The following is a 17,133-nucleotide window of genomic DNA, read 5'->3' as shown; positions in this document are numbered from 1 at the left end:
ATTGACAACGAAAATTTTAGGCGTACAATGAAAAACTATATAGTACTTTAAGTGATGAAAAGTCCGAAGTAATGAATGCAAGAGCTGTTTAGAGAGCTAGCGGTTGGTGAAAGCTAGTCAGTGTGCATACATGAATTACAGGCCGGGAGCTTAAACGTAAACACAACGATACTGTGTCTGAAGAGCGGAAGGGCAAGTTCCTTCAAGCTGGGTGGTACCGCGCAAATTATATTTAGCGTCCCTGCATGATTTTAATTAATCGTGCAGGGACTTTTTTATTGTTTTGCTCAAGTTACAAGAGGGACGCTGTATGGTTTTTACAATCAAAGGAGGAATAAGAAATGACCAACGTATTGATAGAAGACTTAAAATGGAGAGGTCTAGCTTACCAATTAACAGACGAAGAAGGTATGGTAGATCTTTTAAATAATGATTCAATTTCTTTATACTGTGGGGTAGATCCAACAGCTGATAGTATGCATATTGGACATATCGTTCCTTTGTTAACATTACGTCGTTTCCAACTTCATGGACACCGACCAATTTTATTAATTGGTGGGGCAACAGGAATGATTGGGGACCCATCAGGTCGAAGTGAAGAGCGCCAATTACAAACGACAGAACAAATTGATCAAAATGTTAAAGGACTAAAAGCTCAAATGGAACGTATTTTTGATTTTAGCTCTTCAAATGGAGCCGTTTTGGTCAATAACCGAGACTGGATTGGCTCGATGAATGTTATTGAATTCTTACGTGACTACGGGAAATATATCGGTGTCAATTACATGTTGGCTAAAGATACTGTTGCTTCTCGTTTAGAAGGAGGCATCTCTTTCACCGAGTTTTCTTACATGTTGATCCAAGCAATTGATTACAATCATTTGTACGATTCACATAATTGCCGTATTCAAGTGGGCGGATCTGATCAGTGGGGGAATATTACCACAGGACTTGAGATTATTCGTAAAACTCATAGTGATGAATCAAAAGCATTTGGTATGACCATTCCACTTGTGACAAAAGCTGATGGCTCGAAATTTGGCAAGTCTGCTTCAGGGTCAGTATGGTTAGATGCTGAAAAGACAACACCATATGAGTTTTACCAATTTTGGATGAATGCTGCGGATGCAGACGTCATTAAATACATGAAAATTTTCACTTTCTTAACACGTGAAGAAATCGAAGCTTTTGAAGTGACGGTCACTGAGGAGCCTCATTTACGTAAAGCTCAAAAAGCACTTGCCGAAGAAATGACTCGTATGATTCATGGTCAAGATGCATTGGATAACGCAATTCGTGTGACACACGCATTATTTAGCGGAGATTTAAAATCCCTTTCTGCTAGTGAAATGAAGGAAGCATTTAAAGACGTTCCTTCTATTGAAATGGCGAAGGAAGACAAAAACATCGTAGACTTGTTAGTAGACGCTGGTGTCTCACCTTCAAAACGTCAAGCGCGCGAAGATGTTACAAATGGGGCTATTTCAATAAATGGTGAAAAAGTAACAGCTGTCGATCATATCGTAAATGCAGCAAATCGTTTAGATGATTCATTCTCAATCGTTCGTCGAGGGAAGAAGAAATACCATATGGTGAAATTCGTATAAAAATAAAAGCAGTTTGACGGTTTTTACAATCGTCAAACTGCTTTTTATTATTCACTCATTATGCTTAACCCATCGTGGCAAATCTAAATCTCCATAAATGCTCGGGTGTAATATAGTAGCGAGTTTAAGAGCTCCTTCAAGTAAACGAGGAGAGGGACGGCAATATAATTCTTCTTCCATAATAAACAAATGCCTTTTCTGTTCATCTGTAAGTCCTTCGAATCCAGGTCGTTTTTCAATCACTTTTGTGTTCACTTTTTCTATTCTGACACCAACCCACGCCAAAAAGAAATAGTCCGGATTGCGACGCATGACATCATCCCAGTCTGTTTGAACACTAGCTAATTCCACATCCCGAAAAATATTTCGACCACCAGAAATTTCACTGACTTCTGTTAGCCAATTAATTTTACCTGGGGTAAATATCGGCTTTGGCCACCACTCCCAGTAAAGTTCAGGTGTTTTATCAACAGTTAAGGCTCGTTGTTTCATGTCATTTACAAATGATTTATATGCAGTCGCGACAACTTCGGCATGTGAGGCTATTCCACAAGCATGGCCAACGGTTAATAAATCCTCTGCAATATCGTTTAAACTTTGTGGATCCAACACGAGATGGGGGATACCACGAGCTACTAATTCATTCACATTTTTCTCCATACCAGGAACACTCAGTGAAGCTAGAACTAAATCAGGATTTAATGCTTCAAGTGCATCAATATCTATTGATAAATCAGGTCCGAGTTTTGGCAAATGCTGAACAGACAAAGGCCAGTCTGAAAAGTCATCAAGTCCGACAAGTTGATCAGTCAGACCTAAATAAGCAAGTAATTCTGTATTGCTAGGGCAAATTGATATGAGTCTCATAGAAAAACTCCTTATGTGCTTTTTTATTAGTGTATCATAAACAAAAAAATAGACCCGAGACGGAATCTTTTATCTCATTAACATTTACTTCATTCATGTCACGTAATAAACTCATTTCAACACTCAAATTACTGATCAATAGAAGCTGAGGGATCCGCCCAATAGCTATATTGCATCATTGACAATGGCCTTTCAGGATAGATATAATAAATAGAAAATTGAAATTATGAGGAGTTACCTTGATGCTAAATCGTATCCGGAATAAATTGAGTCCCGCACAAGAAATGGAAGAAGAAGTAGAAGTAGACAATATTTACTCTATCATCCCCCCTCCAGGAACCATTATCGGAGAGGCAACTGAAGAAGAAATGGAAAAGGCAGCAGATCTTGAAAATAGACATGTGGCGTTCATTAGGTTGCAGGATATGAGTATACAATTTGATGGTGTATCTTATAAAGAATTATTAAAAGATTTTTTAGATTTTGAAAGAGATTCGAGTAAATTTTGGAGAGCTGTATCCAGCCGTTTATCCGTTCCGTATGAATGGCCAATCCGAATTGATTATGCACTTGGCCCTATATATCTGGGTGAACACGATTACCTTGAACAAATGGACGAAGAAGAGAACGAAGATTGATAACAAAATTTCTTTATCCTGAACTTTTACCAAAAAATGGGCAAATACATAATATATGCATCGCTGGAAAAAGAGAGATTGACGGTTGGCATCGTCGAACAGATTAAGTGTCCCTTTTTTAAAAATTAAATCGATTTCAGAGCGTCAACCAAAAAGGTTAACGCTCTTTTTTTAACGGGTTCTCTTTTGGAGTACAAAACAGAAAAAAGTAATACAAATAGCAAGCTAGTTCGGATATGAATTAGCTTGCTTATTTTTGTTGCTATATCAATGTTTATTGGGTTTTTATGTTCGAATTTGCACCCTAATTCGTATAGCTATTAGCAGGATTACAATAACTATTGTCACGCTGCGAATTGGTATGTGAATTCACTTGTTAAAAGACTTACCAATTTTGGCGGAAAAGGATTAGACGACGGCTAAATCGAATATATAATTAGATTAAAAGTATGCTGTTCTTATTCAACAAACGTAGCAGGTTAGAAAAAAGGGTACTTACATATTAATAACCAATTGTAGATGAACAAAGTAAAGAAGGATAGGATAAAAATGAAATTCAGACTGGGTATAGACGACATTCAATAGTGACAAATTATATTTCTAGGGTGATAAATCGATGATAGGAATAAGTATAGCAACGAAGTGGGAATATGAAGCGTCATTGGAATATTTCGGCATAAAAGATAATGAACGTTTCGGTTATCCTTATGGCGAGTATTTCATAAGAACAATTGATGATACCGAACTTGTTTTTTATAGTACAGGAGTAAGAAAAGTAAATGGTGTCGGTGGTAATCAGTATATGATTTCTAAATTTAATTTAACTAAAGTAATCGTTGCTGGAACTTGTGCAGGAATAGATGATAAGTTCAGTAATTTAGATATTTTTGTACCCGATAAAGCCGTTCAATATGATTGCACAGTAAAAGAAATCGAGCCTCTTATTAAACAATCCTTCATAGTAGATATTGATTTATCCAAATATGGAAATGATTTTTATACTGGAACAATTGGCACCGCTGATAAAGCCGTAGTTATGTGGAAGGACTATTTAGAACTTATAGAAAACGAAATAACAATAGCCGATACAGAAGCGGGTGCAATTGCTTATATCTGTAAGAAGAATAATGTTGAATGCATTATTATTAAAGGGATATCTGATTTTCCAACAGATGAAAGAAACTCTGATAAATTCGAATCGAACATTGAACAAATTAATGTTTATTTAGAAAACACCCCCAAAGTTATGAACAAAATATTTGGCGAATATCTTAAAAGATTTATTTAAAAAAATGTTATTGAAGTAAAAGAGAAGAATGAAGCGCTGACCAATTGCAATCAATAAAAATGCTAAAAGCACTACAATTTGCAGTGCTATTTCGTTTGCTAATTTATATGCGATTCTCTATGTTTTTTAACTTTTTGTACTCCAAAAGAGATCCCGTTACTCTTTTTTTGTTTTTCTCTTTGTGGCGAGAACCATTTCCAAGAGCATTTACTGTGAAAAATCAATCAATAATTGAACATAGCTTTTTAAAAAATCGGTTAAAACATCAGTTTTTACGTTCGTTTATCCTATTTCATTAAGCTTCAAACTAAATTGCATTGAAAAAGCACCACCTTAGTAGAGGTGATGCTTTATTGGATAAACATTGTTCGGAAAGGTTTTCGCACGAACGATCCTGATGAATCTGACATGCCGTTAACTTACTTTGGCTAATTATTGCACTTATAGATCAGTCTATCTAAAAATCATTTATCATTCAAAATTAAAAGGTGATTATTTTATTGTTCGATTAACTCTAGACAATTTGTGCATTGAAAGTGGGTTTAATTGCAGCAAACACTACGTAAGTTTACTTCAATTTAAGACCAGTATTTTTAATAAGATTGAGAAAGGCGAGTCCTTATAGTACTCACCTTTCAAAAGTATTATTTATTTTTGTTGGATTGTTGATTCTTGTTTTTGTTGGTAACAATGTCTTTAGGTTTAGAATCTAAGTCTCCAGCAAATTCTTCCTTGTGATTGTTGGGATGATTGTAAATTTCAAAGGGGTTATGCGTTCTTACGTTTATAGTCTTTTTGCTGTTTTTACTCATGGATATTCACCTCCTAGAGTCTAATTTGCTCTGTATAGAAGGTTTTATTCTTAAAGGACATTCTTCTTTATTAAGAGTTATATGACCTTTCTGTTTCACAAAGAGGCATTAAAAGGAGAGGTTTTACCAATTGTACTTATAAACAGTTCATTTTATTTTCACTTATTGATAGGATAGAAAAATTTAAAATATAAAGCAACTCAATGGCATGCTGTTTGAGAGAAGATTAATCACTTACACATTCCTGTATATACACAATTTTTATTATATGTCCTAATTTATCCCCAATAACCGTTTTTTAATACTTTATCTTGCAATAAATAAAAAAACCCTAAAACCTTGAATTAACAAGGATTTTAGGGTTCTTAATACTACACTTTTTAAAGTATAGCTATTAACGTGAGTAGTACTCAACGATTAATGATTCATTGATTTCAGCAGATAATTCGCTACGTTCTGGAAGGCGAACGAATGTACCAACTTTTTTGTCTGCATCGAAAGATAAGTATTCTGGAACAAAGTTGCTTACTTCCATAGACTCATTAACGATATCAAGGTTTTGAGATTTTTCACGAAGAGAAATTTCTTGACCTGCTTTTAGACGGTATGAAGGAATATCAACGCGTTTTCCATCAACCATAACGTGACCGTGGTTTACTAATTGACGAGCTCCACGACGAGTGCGTGAAAGACCTAAACGGTAAACAATGTTGTCAAGGCGAGTATCAAGAAGAATCATGAAGTTCTCACCAGATTTACCAGGCATTTTAGCCGCTTTATCGAAAAGTGTACGGAATTGACGTTCGTTTACACCATACATGTGACGAAGCTTTTGCTTCTCTTGTAATTGTAAACCGTATTCCGACATTTTTTTACGTTGGTTAGGACCGTGTTGTCCTGGTGCGTAAGGGCGTTTTTCTAATTCTTTACCTGTACCGCTTAGTGATAGACCAAGACGACGAGATAATTTCCAAGCTGGACCTGTATAACGAGCCATAAGAGACTCCTCCTTTTAGTGGTTTTATTTTGTTGTAAAATAAGACCAGATGTATCAATCAAACTGCCATTTTATTTTCATGTACCTTCGCCCTCGCAGCCCAAGGGTTACGAGATACCCCTTCCAAAAATCTTGGAGGAATAAAATGAAACGAATAAGACCATACAACTGCTGCTTTTATTTTACACATCCTCTATTGTATCTAGTAAATGGTTTAGTGTCAAGATGAAACCTTGACATTTAACTGAAACGTCTAGGGAAAATGACCTTTTCAAAAATCACGGAATCGAGTAAGATGGAAATGAAAGGGATGAAAGCGTTTACATAAATTGAGGGGTGCTTCTAATGGAAAATGAATCTATACGTAAAGAAACCGCTGTAATTCACAAAGGATATTCGTCAGAACAACATCATGACAGTTTAGCCGTGCCTTTATATCAAACGTCAACCTATACTTTTTCGTCTGCCGAACAAGGTGAACGACGCTTTGCGGGTGAGGAGTCTGGAAATATCTATTCTCGCTTGGGAAATCCAACCGTTCGCATTTTAGAAGATCGTATGGCGGAACTTGAAAATGGGCAAAGTGCATTAGCTTTTGGGTCGGGGATGGCCGCAGTTAGTGCAGTGCTTATTCATGTTACAAAGACAGGTGATCATGTTCTTTGTTCGAGAGGTATTTACGGATGCACATTTGGCTTACTCGAAATGATGGATGAAAAATATAATATTTCACATAGTTTTAGTGCTTTATCAACAGAACAAGAAATCGAAGCGTCAATACGACCAGAGACCGTTTGTATATATATAGAAACACCAATAAATCCAACAATGGAACTTGTGGATTTAGAACTAGTTACTAAAGTAGCCAAAAAACATGGACTAAAAGTGATTGTTGATAATACATTCTCTTCTCCATATTTACAAAATCCACTTGATTTCGGTGCTGACTATGTGTTGCATAGTGCTACAAAATATATTAATGGTCACGGGGATGTCATTGCAGGATTATTAATAGGGAACGATATGGAAGACATGATGAATCTTCGAATGACCGTTCAAAAGGACGTAGGTGGAATTATTTCACCATTTGATGCCTGGTTAATTATTAGAGGATTAAAAACACTGCACGTTAGAATGGATCGTCATTCTGAAAATGCACAAAAATTAGTGTCGTTTTTACAATCAATATCAGTCGTAACTGATATTCTGTATCCTTTTGATCCGTCACATCCTCAATTTGAAATTGCTAAAAAACAAATGAGAGCAGGAGGCGGGCTCATTTCATTTAATATAAAAGGCGGGAAAGAAGCTGCACAATATTTTATGAATGCTCTGCAACTAATTAAAATTGCAGTTAGTTTAGGGGACGCGGAAACATTAATTCAACACCCGGCTACCATGACACATTCAGTCATTCCGGAAGTAGACCGAGAAAAAATGGGAGTTACCCATTCATTACTTCGTTTGTCTGTAGGACTTGAACACGTGGAAGATATTATGGCAGATTTAAAACAAGCATTTGCAAAGGTTGAAACACACTTTGCGATGACTAAATAAAACAAAAAAGGATGAAGTGGTTTTAAACCACTTCATCCTTTTAAATATGCTTCATTAATATAGAAACAAAATGTTCAAGACCTTGTTGATCATTTTCTTGGAAACGATTCTTTTCAGGACTGTCGATATCAAGAACACCGATAACCTCACCATTTTTAAGAAGAGGCACCACTATTTCTGATTGTGAAGCAGCATCACATGCGATATGTCCAGGGAAGGCATGCACGTCAGGAACGATGATCGTTTCTTTTTGTGCAACAGTGGTTCCACAAACTCCTCGACCAATAGGAATTCTTATACAAGCTGGTAATCCTTGAAATGGCCCAAGTACAAGCTCATTGTCATCCATCATATAAAAACCTACCCAGTTAATGCGATCAAAAAATTGGTTTAATAAAGCAGAAGCATTACTTAAATTAGCCATGACATTTTTTTCACCAGTTAATAATGCATCCAATTGTTTAGCTAACATTTCGTATTGTTGTTGTGTATCTCCAGCATATGTTGATTGTTCAAACATGAAATCACCTCTTAATTAGTGTATTCGTTTTTGATAATCCATCTAACGATGAAACATTTATTGAGTATATACGTCCTTATAAAATTGATGCAAGTCTTCTGCCCGGTGAGCGTCTGACCCGAAAACTAGAGAAATGCCCAAATCCTTTGCCAACAAAATGTATCGATGCGGGGGATAAGGTTCCAAACAAAACGGTTTGGCTAACCCTGCACTATTTACATCCAGTTCATATTGATTTTCTTTAATTAATTCCAATGTTTTTAAAATCATTTCATGATCATCGACTATAACATTATGGTCAAGTTGAAATTTGTGAATTAATGTGGGATGTCCAATTCGCTTGGGTTTGTATGGGCCTAGGTCAGAACAAATTGAATTCTGTACCGTTTTATAATAAAGAGAATAGACTTCTTCAATAGAATCGAATTGCTGTGCAAAATCTTTAAATGCTTGCGGTGAAAAATCAATACACGAATATTTTTTTTCATTTAGCAGGAAATGAACAGATAAAATAGAATCATCTAAGGTAGGACCTATTTCATTCAAGAGTTGAGTCGTTTCTTTTTCATAGCCTTCTATATAGTCAACTTCTAATCCTATTTTAATTGAGATATCAGCAGCATACTGCTTTTTGAGTCGTTGAAGTTCTAAAATATAGGGTTCGAGCATTTCAGGTTGAAGAAAACTATCTCGATCAGTGACAGTGTCAATAAATCCTTTAGGTGCAGGGGCATGCTCAGTGAATGAGATATCCGTGAACCCATTCTTAATAGCTTTTTCTATGTATAATTCAAACGAGTCTTTTGTTCCATGGGGACAATAGGGACTGTGAATGTGAGCATCTCGCTTCATCTAGCTAAACACCTCCAACGTGTAAATGTAACTTTTTACATAAATTCGGCAAAATTCTTCGATTTTCGTCAACATATTCATTTGTTTCATGGTAAGATTACATATATAACTGGCATAGACCGTGATTTTTGGAACAGGGGGCTTACGATGGATTATATCATCATTGCAATCATCGTACTAATTGCATTACTTATTCTCTTATATATGATGCGTCGCAAACATAATAACGAGATTGTTAGACTAGAAAATGAAAAACATCAAATTCAAAATAAGCCTATTTTAGAAGAAATGACTAAAGTCAAACAACTTAATATGAATGGACAAACAGAAGAAATGTTTGAGAGCTGGCGTAATAGTTGGACTCAAGTTATGGATGTTCACATGCCGAAAATTGATTCACTACTCTTCGATGCTGAGGAAAGCATTGATCGGTTCAACTTTAAGCGTGCTACTTCATTGGAAAAAGAAATTGAAGAGCGGATTCAACAAAGTGACGAACAAATGTCACTAATATTGGTGGAGCTTGAACAATTGATAGGCAGTGAAGAGAAAAACCGTGTTGAAATGGACCAATTAAAAGAACAGTATCGATCAGCGCGGAAGACATTACTCGCTCATCAGCATTCGTTTGGTGCAGCAGCTGTTCCACTTGAGAAAAAGCTTGAACAATTCGGTCCTCAATTTGATGAATACGACCGTTTGACAGAAAGTGGTAATTATTTATTGGCACGTGAAATCGTAATTGGATTAAATCAGGAAGCTCAATTTGTATTTAATTTATTGCATGATATTCCTTCATTATTAACAGATGTACAAAATAAGATTCCTGCAAGTATTCATGACCTACGTAATGGGCAACGTGAAATGGAAGCGCAATCGTATTATTTAGAACATCTTGAATTAACCGAACAACTAAACAAGCTAGATGAAGAATTAGTCCTTATGAAGGAATCCATTATTCAGCTCGATATAAAAGACGTGTTAGTACGAGTTGAACAAATGAAAGATGAAATAGAAGCTTTCTATGACATGCTTGAAAAAGAAGTTATGGCAAAACGTTATGTTGATCAGCATCGTCAGCCTACTGAAATGAGATTGGCCGAGGTTACGACGATTACTCGCCAAACAAGTGACGAAGCAGCTTATGTACAACAAAGTTATCGATTACCTGAAAATCAAGCTGAAATTCCTCTTGTTTGTTTGAAGCAAATTGAAACATTGCAAAAACGCTATGATTTAGTGGCGCAACGTGCAAGTGAAGATCAATTAGCTTATTCAAGCTTACAAGATGAACTTACACTTATATCGGATGATCTGGAGAACTTATACGAAGAACAAGATCGTTTCTCGAATAGTTTAAAGAGCTTACGTATCGATGAAAATCGAGCGCGTAAAAACTTGGATGAACTGAAACAATTACTTCATGAAACAGATCGTATGGTACATAAAGCGAATATGCCAGGTATACCTGAAGAAATGGATGTTCGCTTAGAAGAAGCAGAAGAACACATTTACTTAGTTATGCAGAGTCTCCAAGAAGTACCGTTGAATATGAAATTAGTTGATACTTATTTAGCCAAAGCAGATAAATGTATTCATGAAGTTCATGGGAAAGCGAAAGAGATGCTTGAGAACGTCTTATTGATTGAACGAATCATTCAATATGGTAACCGTTACCGTGCAAGTCACCCACGTATGAACCAACGCTTGTTAGAAGCTGAATCTGCATTCCGTCAACTTCGTTACACAAAAGCCCTTGAAGAAGCAGCAACAGCTGTGGAAGAAGTGGAACCTGGTGCAATGAAACGAATCGAAGTGCTTGTCAAAGAAGACGCATGGCGTTCATAATTTAAAAAAGAGTAAAGTGCTACACTAGTCTGAAGCTTAGAAGCAGTCTAGTGTTAGACAATAAAGTCAGTTGAAACCACCACACAACACGTGTTGGTGGTTTTCTATTGAAAAGGAGTATAGCCGTGTATTATTTTGACCATAGTGCAACAACAAAACCACATAAAGAAGTTTTGGAAACATTCGTTAAAGTGAATGAAGAATTTTATGCGAATCCTGCTTCCATCCATAAACTTGGTGTGGAAGCGCACACTCTTTTATCACGAGCACGTAAACAAGTTGCTGAAATGCTGGAAACAGATGAATCACGAGTTGTTTTCACGTCAGGTGGAACCGAGTCTAATCATTTTGCCATTCATGGCATAGCGAAAAATTTACAATCTCGAGGCAAACATATTATTACCTCAAGTATTGAACATCCATCCGTTTTAGAAGCGATGAAACAATTGGAACATCAGGGTTTTGAAATTGAGGTTTTAGCTGTTAATGAAAAAGGGTTGATTTCAGTTGAGGATGTAAAAGCTAGTTTACGAAAAGATACGATTCTGGTCAGTATAATGCATATTAATAATGAGCTCGGTAGTATCCAGCCGATTAAAGAATTAGCAACGATGATTCATCAAAATAGCCGCGCAGTTTTTCATGTAGATGCCATTCAGAGTTTTGGCAAATATCCTGTATCATTTGTTAAACTTGGAGTGGATGTTTTAACACTCTCAGCGCATAAATTCAATGGCTTAAAAGGATCTGGCATTGTTGCATGGAAAGATCATGTATCCTTCGAGCCTGTCATTGTTGGTGGTGGACAAGAGTATGGATTACGAAGTGGAACGGTAGCGGTTGCACAAGCAGTGTCGTTTGCAAAAGCCATGAGACTTGCTTCTGAAAATCAATCTACTATGCTTTTGAAATATATGCAATGGAACGAAAAACTAAGAAGTTCACTGCTAGAATATCGTAATGTTAAAATATTATCTTCAGATGAAGCTGCAGCCCATATTTTAACGATTAGTGTCCGTCACTTAAAAGGAGAAGTATTGGTTAATGCTTTACAAGCTAAAGAAATCATCGTGTCAACTTCGAGTGCTTGTTCATCCAAACAAACAAAAACAAGTCATGTCATAAAATCAATCGGATTACCTGATGACTATATACGAGGAGTCATTCGCATAAGTTTAGGCACAAGTAATACAGACAAACAAATTGATCATTTTATCGAAAGTTTTTCATCAATTATGAAGCAAGTAAAAGGAGAATAATACAAAATGGAATGGAAAGAACTATTAATACGTTATGGTGAGTTATCGACAAAGGGAAGAAATCGCAATGCATTTACAGGTCGCTTACGCGATAATATCCGTTATGCATTTGCTGATTTGCCAAAATTTCAAATTATTACGGAAAGAGATCGTATGTTTATTCGACCGAATGAACAAGAAACGATGGATCAATTAATTGAACGCTTGCCAAAAATTTTCGGCATTCAGTCTTTTAGTCCTGTGGCTTCATGTAGCTTAGATCTAGAAGATATTAAACAAACGGCGGTTAAAGTTGTAGAATCACTAGATCGAGCAGATAAAACATTTAAAGTTACGGTAAAGCGTTCATATAAACCATTTGAAATGGAAACGAATGAATTGCAACAATATGTTGGCTCTCATGTATTGCGAAACTTCCCGGAAATTCGAGTTCAAATGAAAAAACCGGATATTGATTTGGTGGTAGAAGTTAGAAGAGATGCTGTATATATGATGGCGCAAGTCATTCCTGGTGCTGGAGGTTTACCGATTGGATCAAATGGTAAATCTATTTTGATGTTATCAGGTGGAATAGATAGTCCTGTTGCAGGATATCAAATGTTGAAACGTGGTGTTCGTTTGGATGCCATCCATTTTCATAGTCCACCATTCACGAGTGAACTTTCAAAGGAAAAAGTAATGGAATTAGCTGAAAAATTAAGCCGATTTGGTGCTTCCGTTAAACTTCACATCATTCCTTTTACAGCAATTCAACAAGAAATTCAAAAACAAATTCCAAGTAATGTATCAATGACGACTACTCGGAGAATGATGTTGAGAATTACAGATCTTGTTAGAGAAGAAACAGGAGCTTTAGCTATCATTACAGGTGAGAGTCTAGGACAAGTAGCAAGTCAAACGCTAGAAAGTTTAACTGCGATTAATGCTGTTTCGACAACACCAATTCTGCGTCCACTTATTGCTTTTGATAAGCTTGATATTATTAAAATTGCTCAAGATATCGATACGTACGAGGTATCTATTCGTCCCTACGAAGATTGCTGCACGATATTCACACCGGCAAGTCCAAAAACAAAACCGAAACTCGAAAAAGTGGAGTTTTATGAGAGCTTTAAATCTTTCGACGAACTTATTGCAGAAGCAGTGAGCGAGCGTGAAATTATGATGTTCCCTAAAAAGAAACAAGATAAATTCTCTGACTTACTATAATAAATTTACCATGAATTACTATTTCCTGTGAATGCATGAATTCGCCAAAGCGGCACATTCTATAGTCACAAGGAGGTGACACAGACATGGCAAATCAAAATTCAAATCAACTAGTCGTTCCTGGCGTTAAACAAGCTTTAGATCAAATGAAATACGAAATCGCATCAGAGTTTGGTGTACAGCTTGGACCAGATGCTACAGCGCGTGCTAACGGATCCGTTGGCGGAGAAATTACTAAGCGTTTAGTGCAAATGGCAGAGCAACAATTAAACGGCGGATACCAAAAATAATTAATCTTTAGATAAACCGGTAGCGAAAGCTGCCGGTTTTATTATGTAATTAACAGAACGGGCATTGTGATTTCAAGTTCTTATTATCTGAAAAGATTGTACTTTTTGAAAAATCAGTATTATATACGTATAATAAAGGAGGAGAAAGAAGATAAGGGGGAACTAAAATGAATCATGAACATTTAATTGCACCGTTAACGTATAACTTGGTCCAAGAATTCGAAAAATATGCAACAGACGAAAAGAGATTAGCGTTAATATGGAAAAGTGAAAATGGAGAAACAAAAGAAATTACATACAAAGAATTAATGGAACTAGCAAATCAAGCAGCAAATGTGTTTACTCAAAGTGGATTAAAACAAGGTGATGTCGTTTTAATTATGGTGCCTCGTTTAATTGAAGCTTATGTGACGTATATTGGGGCGCTTAAAGCAGGCCTTGTAGTTATTCCAAGTTCAGAAATGTTAAGAGCTAAAGATATTGATTATCGATTAGTACATAGTGAAGCAAAAGCCGTTGTAGCTTACGAACCTTTCATCAGTCAATTTGAAAAAGTGGAGAATTTAGATGGTTTAAGTCAATTTGTCATTGGTCAAGGAAGTGATGAATGGGTCTCACTAACAGCTGAAATGACAAAAGCGTCAAATGTATTTGCTGCAGTCGAAACAAAAAATTCAGATATGGCGTTTTTATCATACACCAGTGGGACTACAGGAAATCCAAAAGGTGTTGTACATACTCATGGCTGGGCTTATGCACATTTAAGAACTTCAGCGGAACACTGGCTTGGTATTCATGAAGGAGATGTGGTGTGGGCAACAGCTAGTCCAGGATGGCAAAAGTGGATCTGGAGTCCTTTTCTAGCGACACTTGGTAGTGGTGCCACTGGTTTTGTCTATCATGGCAAGTTTGAACCAAAAATGTATTTAAATTTACTTCATGAATACCAGGTAAATGTATTATGCTGTACGCCTACTGAATATCGGATTATGGCCAAAGTGGAAGGGTTATCTGAGTACAATATGTCATCTCTTCATAGTGCAGTGTCAGCTGGGGAACCTTTAAACCGTGAAGTTATTGATACGTTTAGAAGAGAATTCGATCTAGAAGTCCGAGACGGTTATGGTCAAACGGAAAATACTTTATTAGTCGGTACAATGAAGGGTATGGAAGCTCGACCTGGTTCGATGGGTAAACCTACACCTGGAAACCAAGTAGAAATCATCAATGAATTCGGCGAAGTTTGTGAGACTGGAGAAGTAGGAGATATTGCAGTTCATATTGATACACCAGCTTTGTTTAAATCATATTTAAAAGATCCAGAACGAACAAATATGCAATTTAGAGGTAAGTATTATATAACAGGTGATAAAGCTTCTAGAGATGAAGATGGCTACTTCTGGTTTGAAGGCCGTGGAGACGATATTATCATCAGTTCAGGCTACACCATCGGACCGTTTGAAGTGGAAGATGCTTTAGTTAAACATCCTTCAGTGAAAGAATGCGCTGTGGTAGGAAGTCCTGATGAAATTCGGGGAACTATCGTAAAAGCATACGTCGTTTTAATCGATTCAGCTAAAGCTTCACCTAATTTAGTGAAAGAACTTCAAGATCATGTGAAGCAATTAACTGCGCCATACAAGTACCCTCGAGAAGTGACGTTTATCGAAGAATTACCAAAGACCGCTTCCGGGAAAATTAGACGTATTGAGCTTCGTAATCAACAACAAACAAAATAATGACAACCGAGCTATTCTTGAAAACCTCTAAAAAAGGTTTTTAAGAATAGTTTTTTGTCGTTTACATTCCCACAATAGGGCTCTATAATGAGATATATTTCGAGAGTCAAACTAATGAGGTGGAAGTATGTTAGAAAATGAACGTCAAGGCGTTATTTGGGCCATTGGAGCTTATTTGGTATGGGGAGTTCTCCCAATCTATTGGAAGTGGTTAGGCCACGTACCGAGCAGCGAAATATTAACAAGTCGTGTCCTTTGGGCATTTGTATTCACTTTGCTCTTCGTTGTAGTCATGAGGAATAGCAAACTGTTACTAATAGATATTCAGACATTATGGCAAAACCAAAAAGCATTTTGGAGTCTGTTTTTTGCTTCTGCACTAATATCAGCAAACTGGTTTTTATACATATGGGCTGTTAATCACAATCATTTAGTCGAAACGAGTTTAGGATACTATATTAATCCATTGATTTCTGTTCTGTTAGGAATCTTTTTCTTAAAAGAACGTCTTACGGCAGCGCAAAAGATAGCATTTGTAATTGCGTTAGTCGGCGTCATAATTTTGACGATATCATATGGCCGTTTCCCGTGGCTTGCTTTTGCTCTTGCAATTAGTTTTGCTATCTATGGCCTCATGAAAAAGACAATTCCTTTAGATGCTGTTCGAGGCTTAACAATCGAAACGTTATTTATTGTTCCCTTTGCGTTGATCTACTACATCTATCTCTTTGTAACGAACCAAGCTATCATGTTTCACGATAATCTTCAAACAGATTTATTATTAGTTCTAACCGGTCTAGCAACTGCTATTCCGCTCGTTCTGTTTGCAAAAGGAGCGCAAAGAATTCCTTTATATATGATAGGGTTTTTACAATATATTGCACCGACAAGTATGTTATTTTTAGGTGTCATTATTTATGGAGAAACGTTTAATGCCATTGATTTTCTTTCTTTTTCACTGATTTGGCTTGCACTGATTCTATTTACTGTCTCAAAAGTGATGGAAGCCAGAACTAGAAAACTCAAACTAGCAAAACTATAAAAAGCAGACGAGAGAATAAATCTCGTCTGCTTTTTTATTTTAATTTTTGAAGCTAAAAGCAACGCCATTGTTATTTTAGGCTATTTAAAATGCTGTTAATATGGACGGGCTCATTTTCGGAACGTGTTAAAAGCGGAAATGTATGATATGCAGCAATACAACTTTGAATATCCTGTTATAAAGAGGGTGGGAATCGGTAGAATATGGGCTGTCTAATGAGTCCCTAATATAAGTGAAGAAAATCAGTCTTTTTTCTGTACCAACATTTGAACATTGTAACATTTATTATTAACTGTTTTGCACATGATGAACTTTGTATTGATTGAAATGGAAGACGGCGACTCCAGCGGGAAAAGTGTGTCCAGGTGTGACCCCGCAGGGAGCAAAGCGAACGAGGAGGCACACGGACCACCCGCGGAAAGCGTCCGTCTGTAACGTAAATCAACTCTTTAAAATAGAAAAGGGAACCGCCATTAGTCATATTTTATGACTTTTATGACAGCCCCGTTTTTTTTTTGCGACGAGTAACCGTAGGAGCTCATTTTTTAAAGATACGTCCGTTTTACTTTTTGCCAGAATGTATTATTTTTCAATTTTAATGTTTTTAA

The 17,133-nt window shown here is 36.5% G+C and carries 15 protein-coding genes and 1 other annotated feature; of the genes, 10 read left to right on the top strand and 5 right to left on the bottom strand.

Going from position 1 to position 17,133, the window contains the following annotated elements; all coding sequences use genetic code 11:
* Window positions 1–45 precede the first annotated feature (45 nt).
* Window positions 46–246: a binding site (T-box leader), on the top strand.
* A gap of 95 nt (window positions 247–341) precedes the next feature.
* Window positions 342–1,607 carry a tyrosine--tRNA ligase gene (tyrS, locus tag WBG45_RS10045; RefSeq protein ID WP_424414184.1) on the top strand — a complete coding sequence of 422 codons (1,266 nt, stop codon included), beginning with the start codon at window positions 342–344 and terminating at the stop codon, window positions 1,605–1,607.
* Between the two features lie 51 nt (window positions 1,608–1,658).
* Here the strand turns inward: tyrS and WBG45_RS10040 are convergent, their stop codons facing one another.
* A complete protein-coding gene (locus tag WBG45_RS10040; RefSeq protein WP_424414183.1) occupies window positions 1,659–2,474 on the bottom strand; it encodes a cobalamin-binding protein in 816 nt (271 codons plus the stop codon).
* 242 nt (window positions 2,475–2,716) lie between these two features.
* Between WBG45_RS10040 and WBG45_RS10035 the strand changes: the two genes are divergently transcribed.
* Together WBG45_RS10035 and WBG45_RS10030 are read left to right on the top strand one after the other, a co-directional pair.
* Complete coding sequence (locus WBG45_RS10035; protein ID WP_424414181.1) at window positions 2,717–3,112, top strand: hypothetical protein; 396 nt, start codon at window positions 2,717–2,719, stop codon at window positions 3,110–3,112.
* Window positions 3,113–3,728: 616 nt separating this feature from the next.
* Window positions 3,729–4,400 carry a permease gene (locus WBG45_RS10030; RefSeq protein WP_424414179.1) on the top strand — a complete coding sequence of 224 codons (672 nt, stop codon included), beginning with the start codon at window positions 3,729–3,731 and terminating at the stop codon, window positions 4,398–4,400.
* Between the two features lie 644 nt (window positions 4,401–5,044).
* Here the strand turns inward: WBG45_RS10030 and WBG45_RS10025 are convergent.
* Window positions 5,045–5,212 (bottom strand): hypothetical protein, encoded by a 168-nt coding sequence (locus tag WBG45_RS10025; protein ID WP_424414177.1) that lies wholly within the window; start codon window positions 5,210–5,212, stop codon window positions 5,045–5,047.
* 394 nt (window positions 5,213–5,606) lie between these two features.
* Window positions 5,607–6,209 carry a 30S ribosomal protein S4 gene (rpsD, locus tag WBG45_RS10020; protein WP_424414175.1) on the bottom strand — a complete coding sequence of 201 codons (603 nt, stop codon included), beginning with the start codon at window positions 6,207–6,209 and terminating at the stop codon, window positions 5,607–5,609.
* A 345-nt stretch (window positions 6,210–6,554) separates the two neighbouring features.
* Here rpsD and megL point away from each other — a divergent pair, with 345 nt between their 5' ends.
* Window positions 6,555–7,766 (top strand): methionine gamma-lyase, encoded by a 1,212-nt coding sequence (gene megL, locus WBG45_RS10015; RefSeq protein ID WP_424414173.1) that lies wholly within the window; start codon window positions 6,555–6,557, stop codon window positions 7,764–7,766.
* 40 nt (window positions 7,767–7,806) lie between these two features.
* On the opposite strand, the gene WBG45_RS10010 is transcribed toward megL, so the two are convergent.
* Complete coding sequence (locus tag WBG45_RS10010; protein WP_424414171.1) at window positions 7,807–8,286, bottom strand: GAF domain-containing protein; 480 nt, start codon at window positions 8,284–8,286, stop codon at window positions 7,807–7,809.
* A 57-nt stretch (window positions 8,287–8,343) separates the two neighbouring features.
* Window positions 8,344–9,138 carry a histidinol-phosphatase HisJ gene (gene hisJ, locus WBG45_RS10005; RefSeq protein WP_424414169.1) on the bottom strand — a complete coding sequence of 265 codons (795 nt, stop codon included), beginning with the start codon at window positions 9,136–9,138 and terminating at the stop codon, window positions 8,344–8,346.
* 147 nt (window positions 9,139–9,285) lie between these two features.
* On the opposite strand from hisJ, the gene ezrA reads away from it, so the two are divergent.
* From ezrA to rarD, 6 genes are all read left to right on the top strand, one after another.
* Window positions 9,286–10,986 (top strand): septation ring formation regulator EzrA, encoded by a 1,701-nt coding sequence (gene ezrA / locus WBG45_RS10000; protein ID WP_424414167.1) that lies wholly within the window; start codon window positions 9,286–9,288, stop codon window positions 10,984–10,986.
* A 125-nt stretch (window positions 10,987–11,111) separates the two neighbouring features.
* Window positions 11,112–12,245 (top strand): cysteine desulfurase family protein, encoded by a 1,134-nt coding sequence (locus tag WBG45_RS09995; protein WP_424414221.1) that lies wholly within the window; start codon window positions 11,112–11,114, stop codon window positions 12,243–12,245.
* Between the two features lie 6 nt (window positions 12,246–12,251).
* Window positions 12,252–13,454 carry a tRNA uracil 4-sulfurtransferase ThiI gene (thiI, locus tag WBG45_RS09990; protein WP_424414165.1) on the top strand — a complete coding sequence of 401 codons (1,203 nt, stop codon included), beginning with the start codon at window positions 12,252–12,254 and terminating at the stop codon, window positions 13,452–13,454.
* Window positions 13,455–13,540: 86 nt separating this feature from the next.
* On the top strand, window positions 13,541–13,744 hold the full coding sequence (locus WBG45_RS09985; protein ID WP_377733265.1) for a small, acid-soluble spore protein, alpha/beta type: 204 nt from the start codon (window positions 13,541–13,543) through the stop codon (window positions 13,742–13,744).
* Between the two features lie 167 nt (window positions 13,745–13,911).
* Window positions 13,912–15,483: an acyl-CoA synthetase MbcS gene (gene mbcS, locus WBG45_RS09980; RefSeq protein ID WP_424414163.1), complete on the top strand. Its 1,572-nt coding sequence runs from the start codon at window positions 13,912–13,914 to the stop codon at window positions 15,481–15,483.
* Window positions 15,484–15,610: 127 nt separating this feature from the next.
* Window positions 15,611–16,525: an EamA family transporter RarD gene (gene rarD / locus WBG45_RS09975; protein WP_424414161.1), complete on the top strand. Its 915-nt coding sequence runs from the start codon at window positions 15,611–15,613 to the stop codon at window positions 16,523–16,525.
* Window positions 16,526–17,133 lie beyond the last annotated feature (608 nt).

The organism is Paenisporosarcina sp., from assembly GCF_049671445.1.
GTDB lineage: Bacteria > Bacillota > Bacilli > Bacillales_A > Planococcaceae > Paenisporosarcina.
The sequence above is the reverse complement of the archived record's forward strand: the minus strand, read 5'-3'. Positions and strand labels throughout refer to the sequence as shown.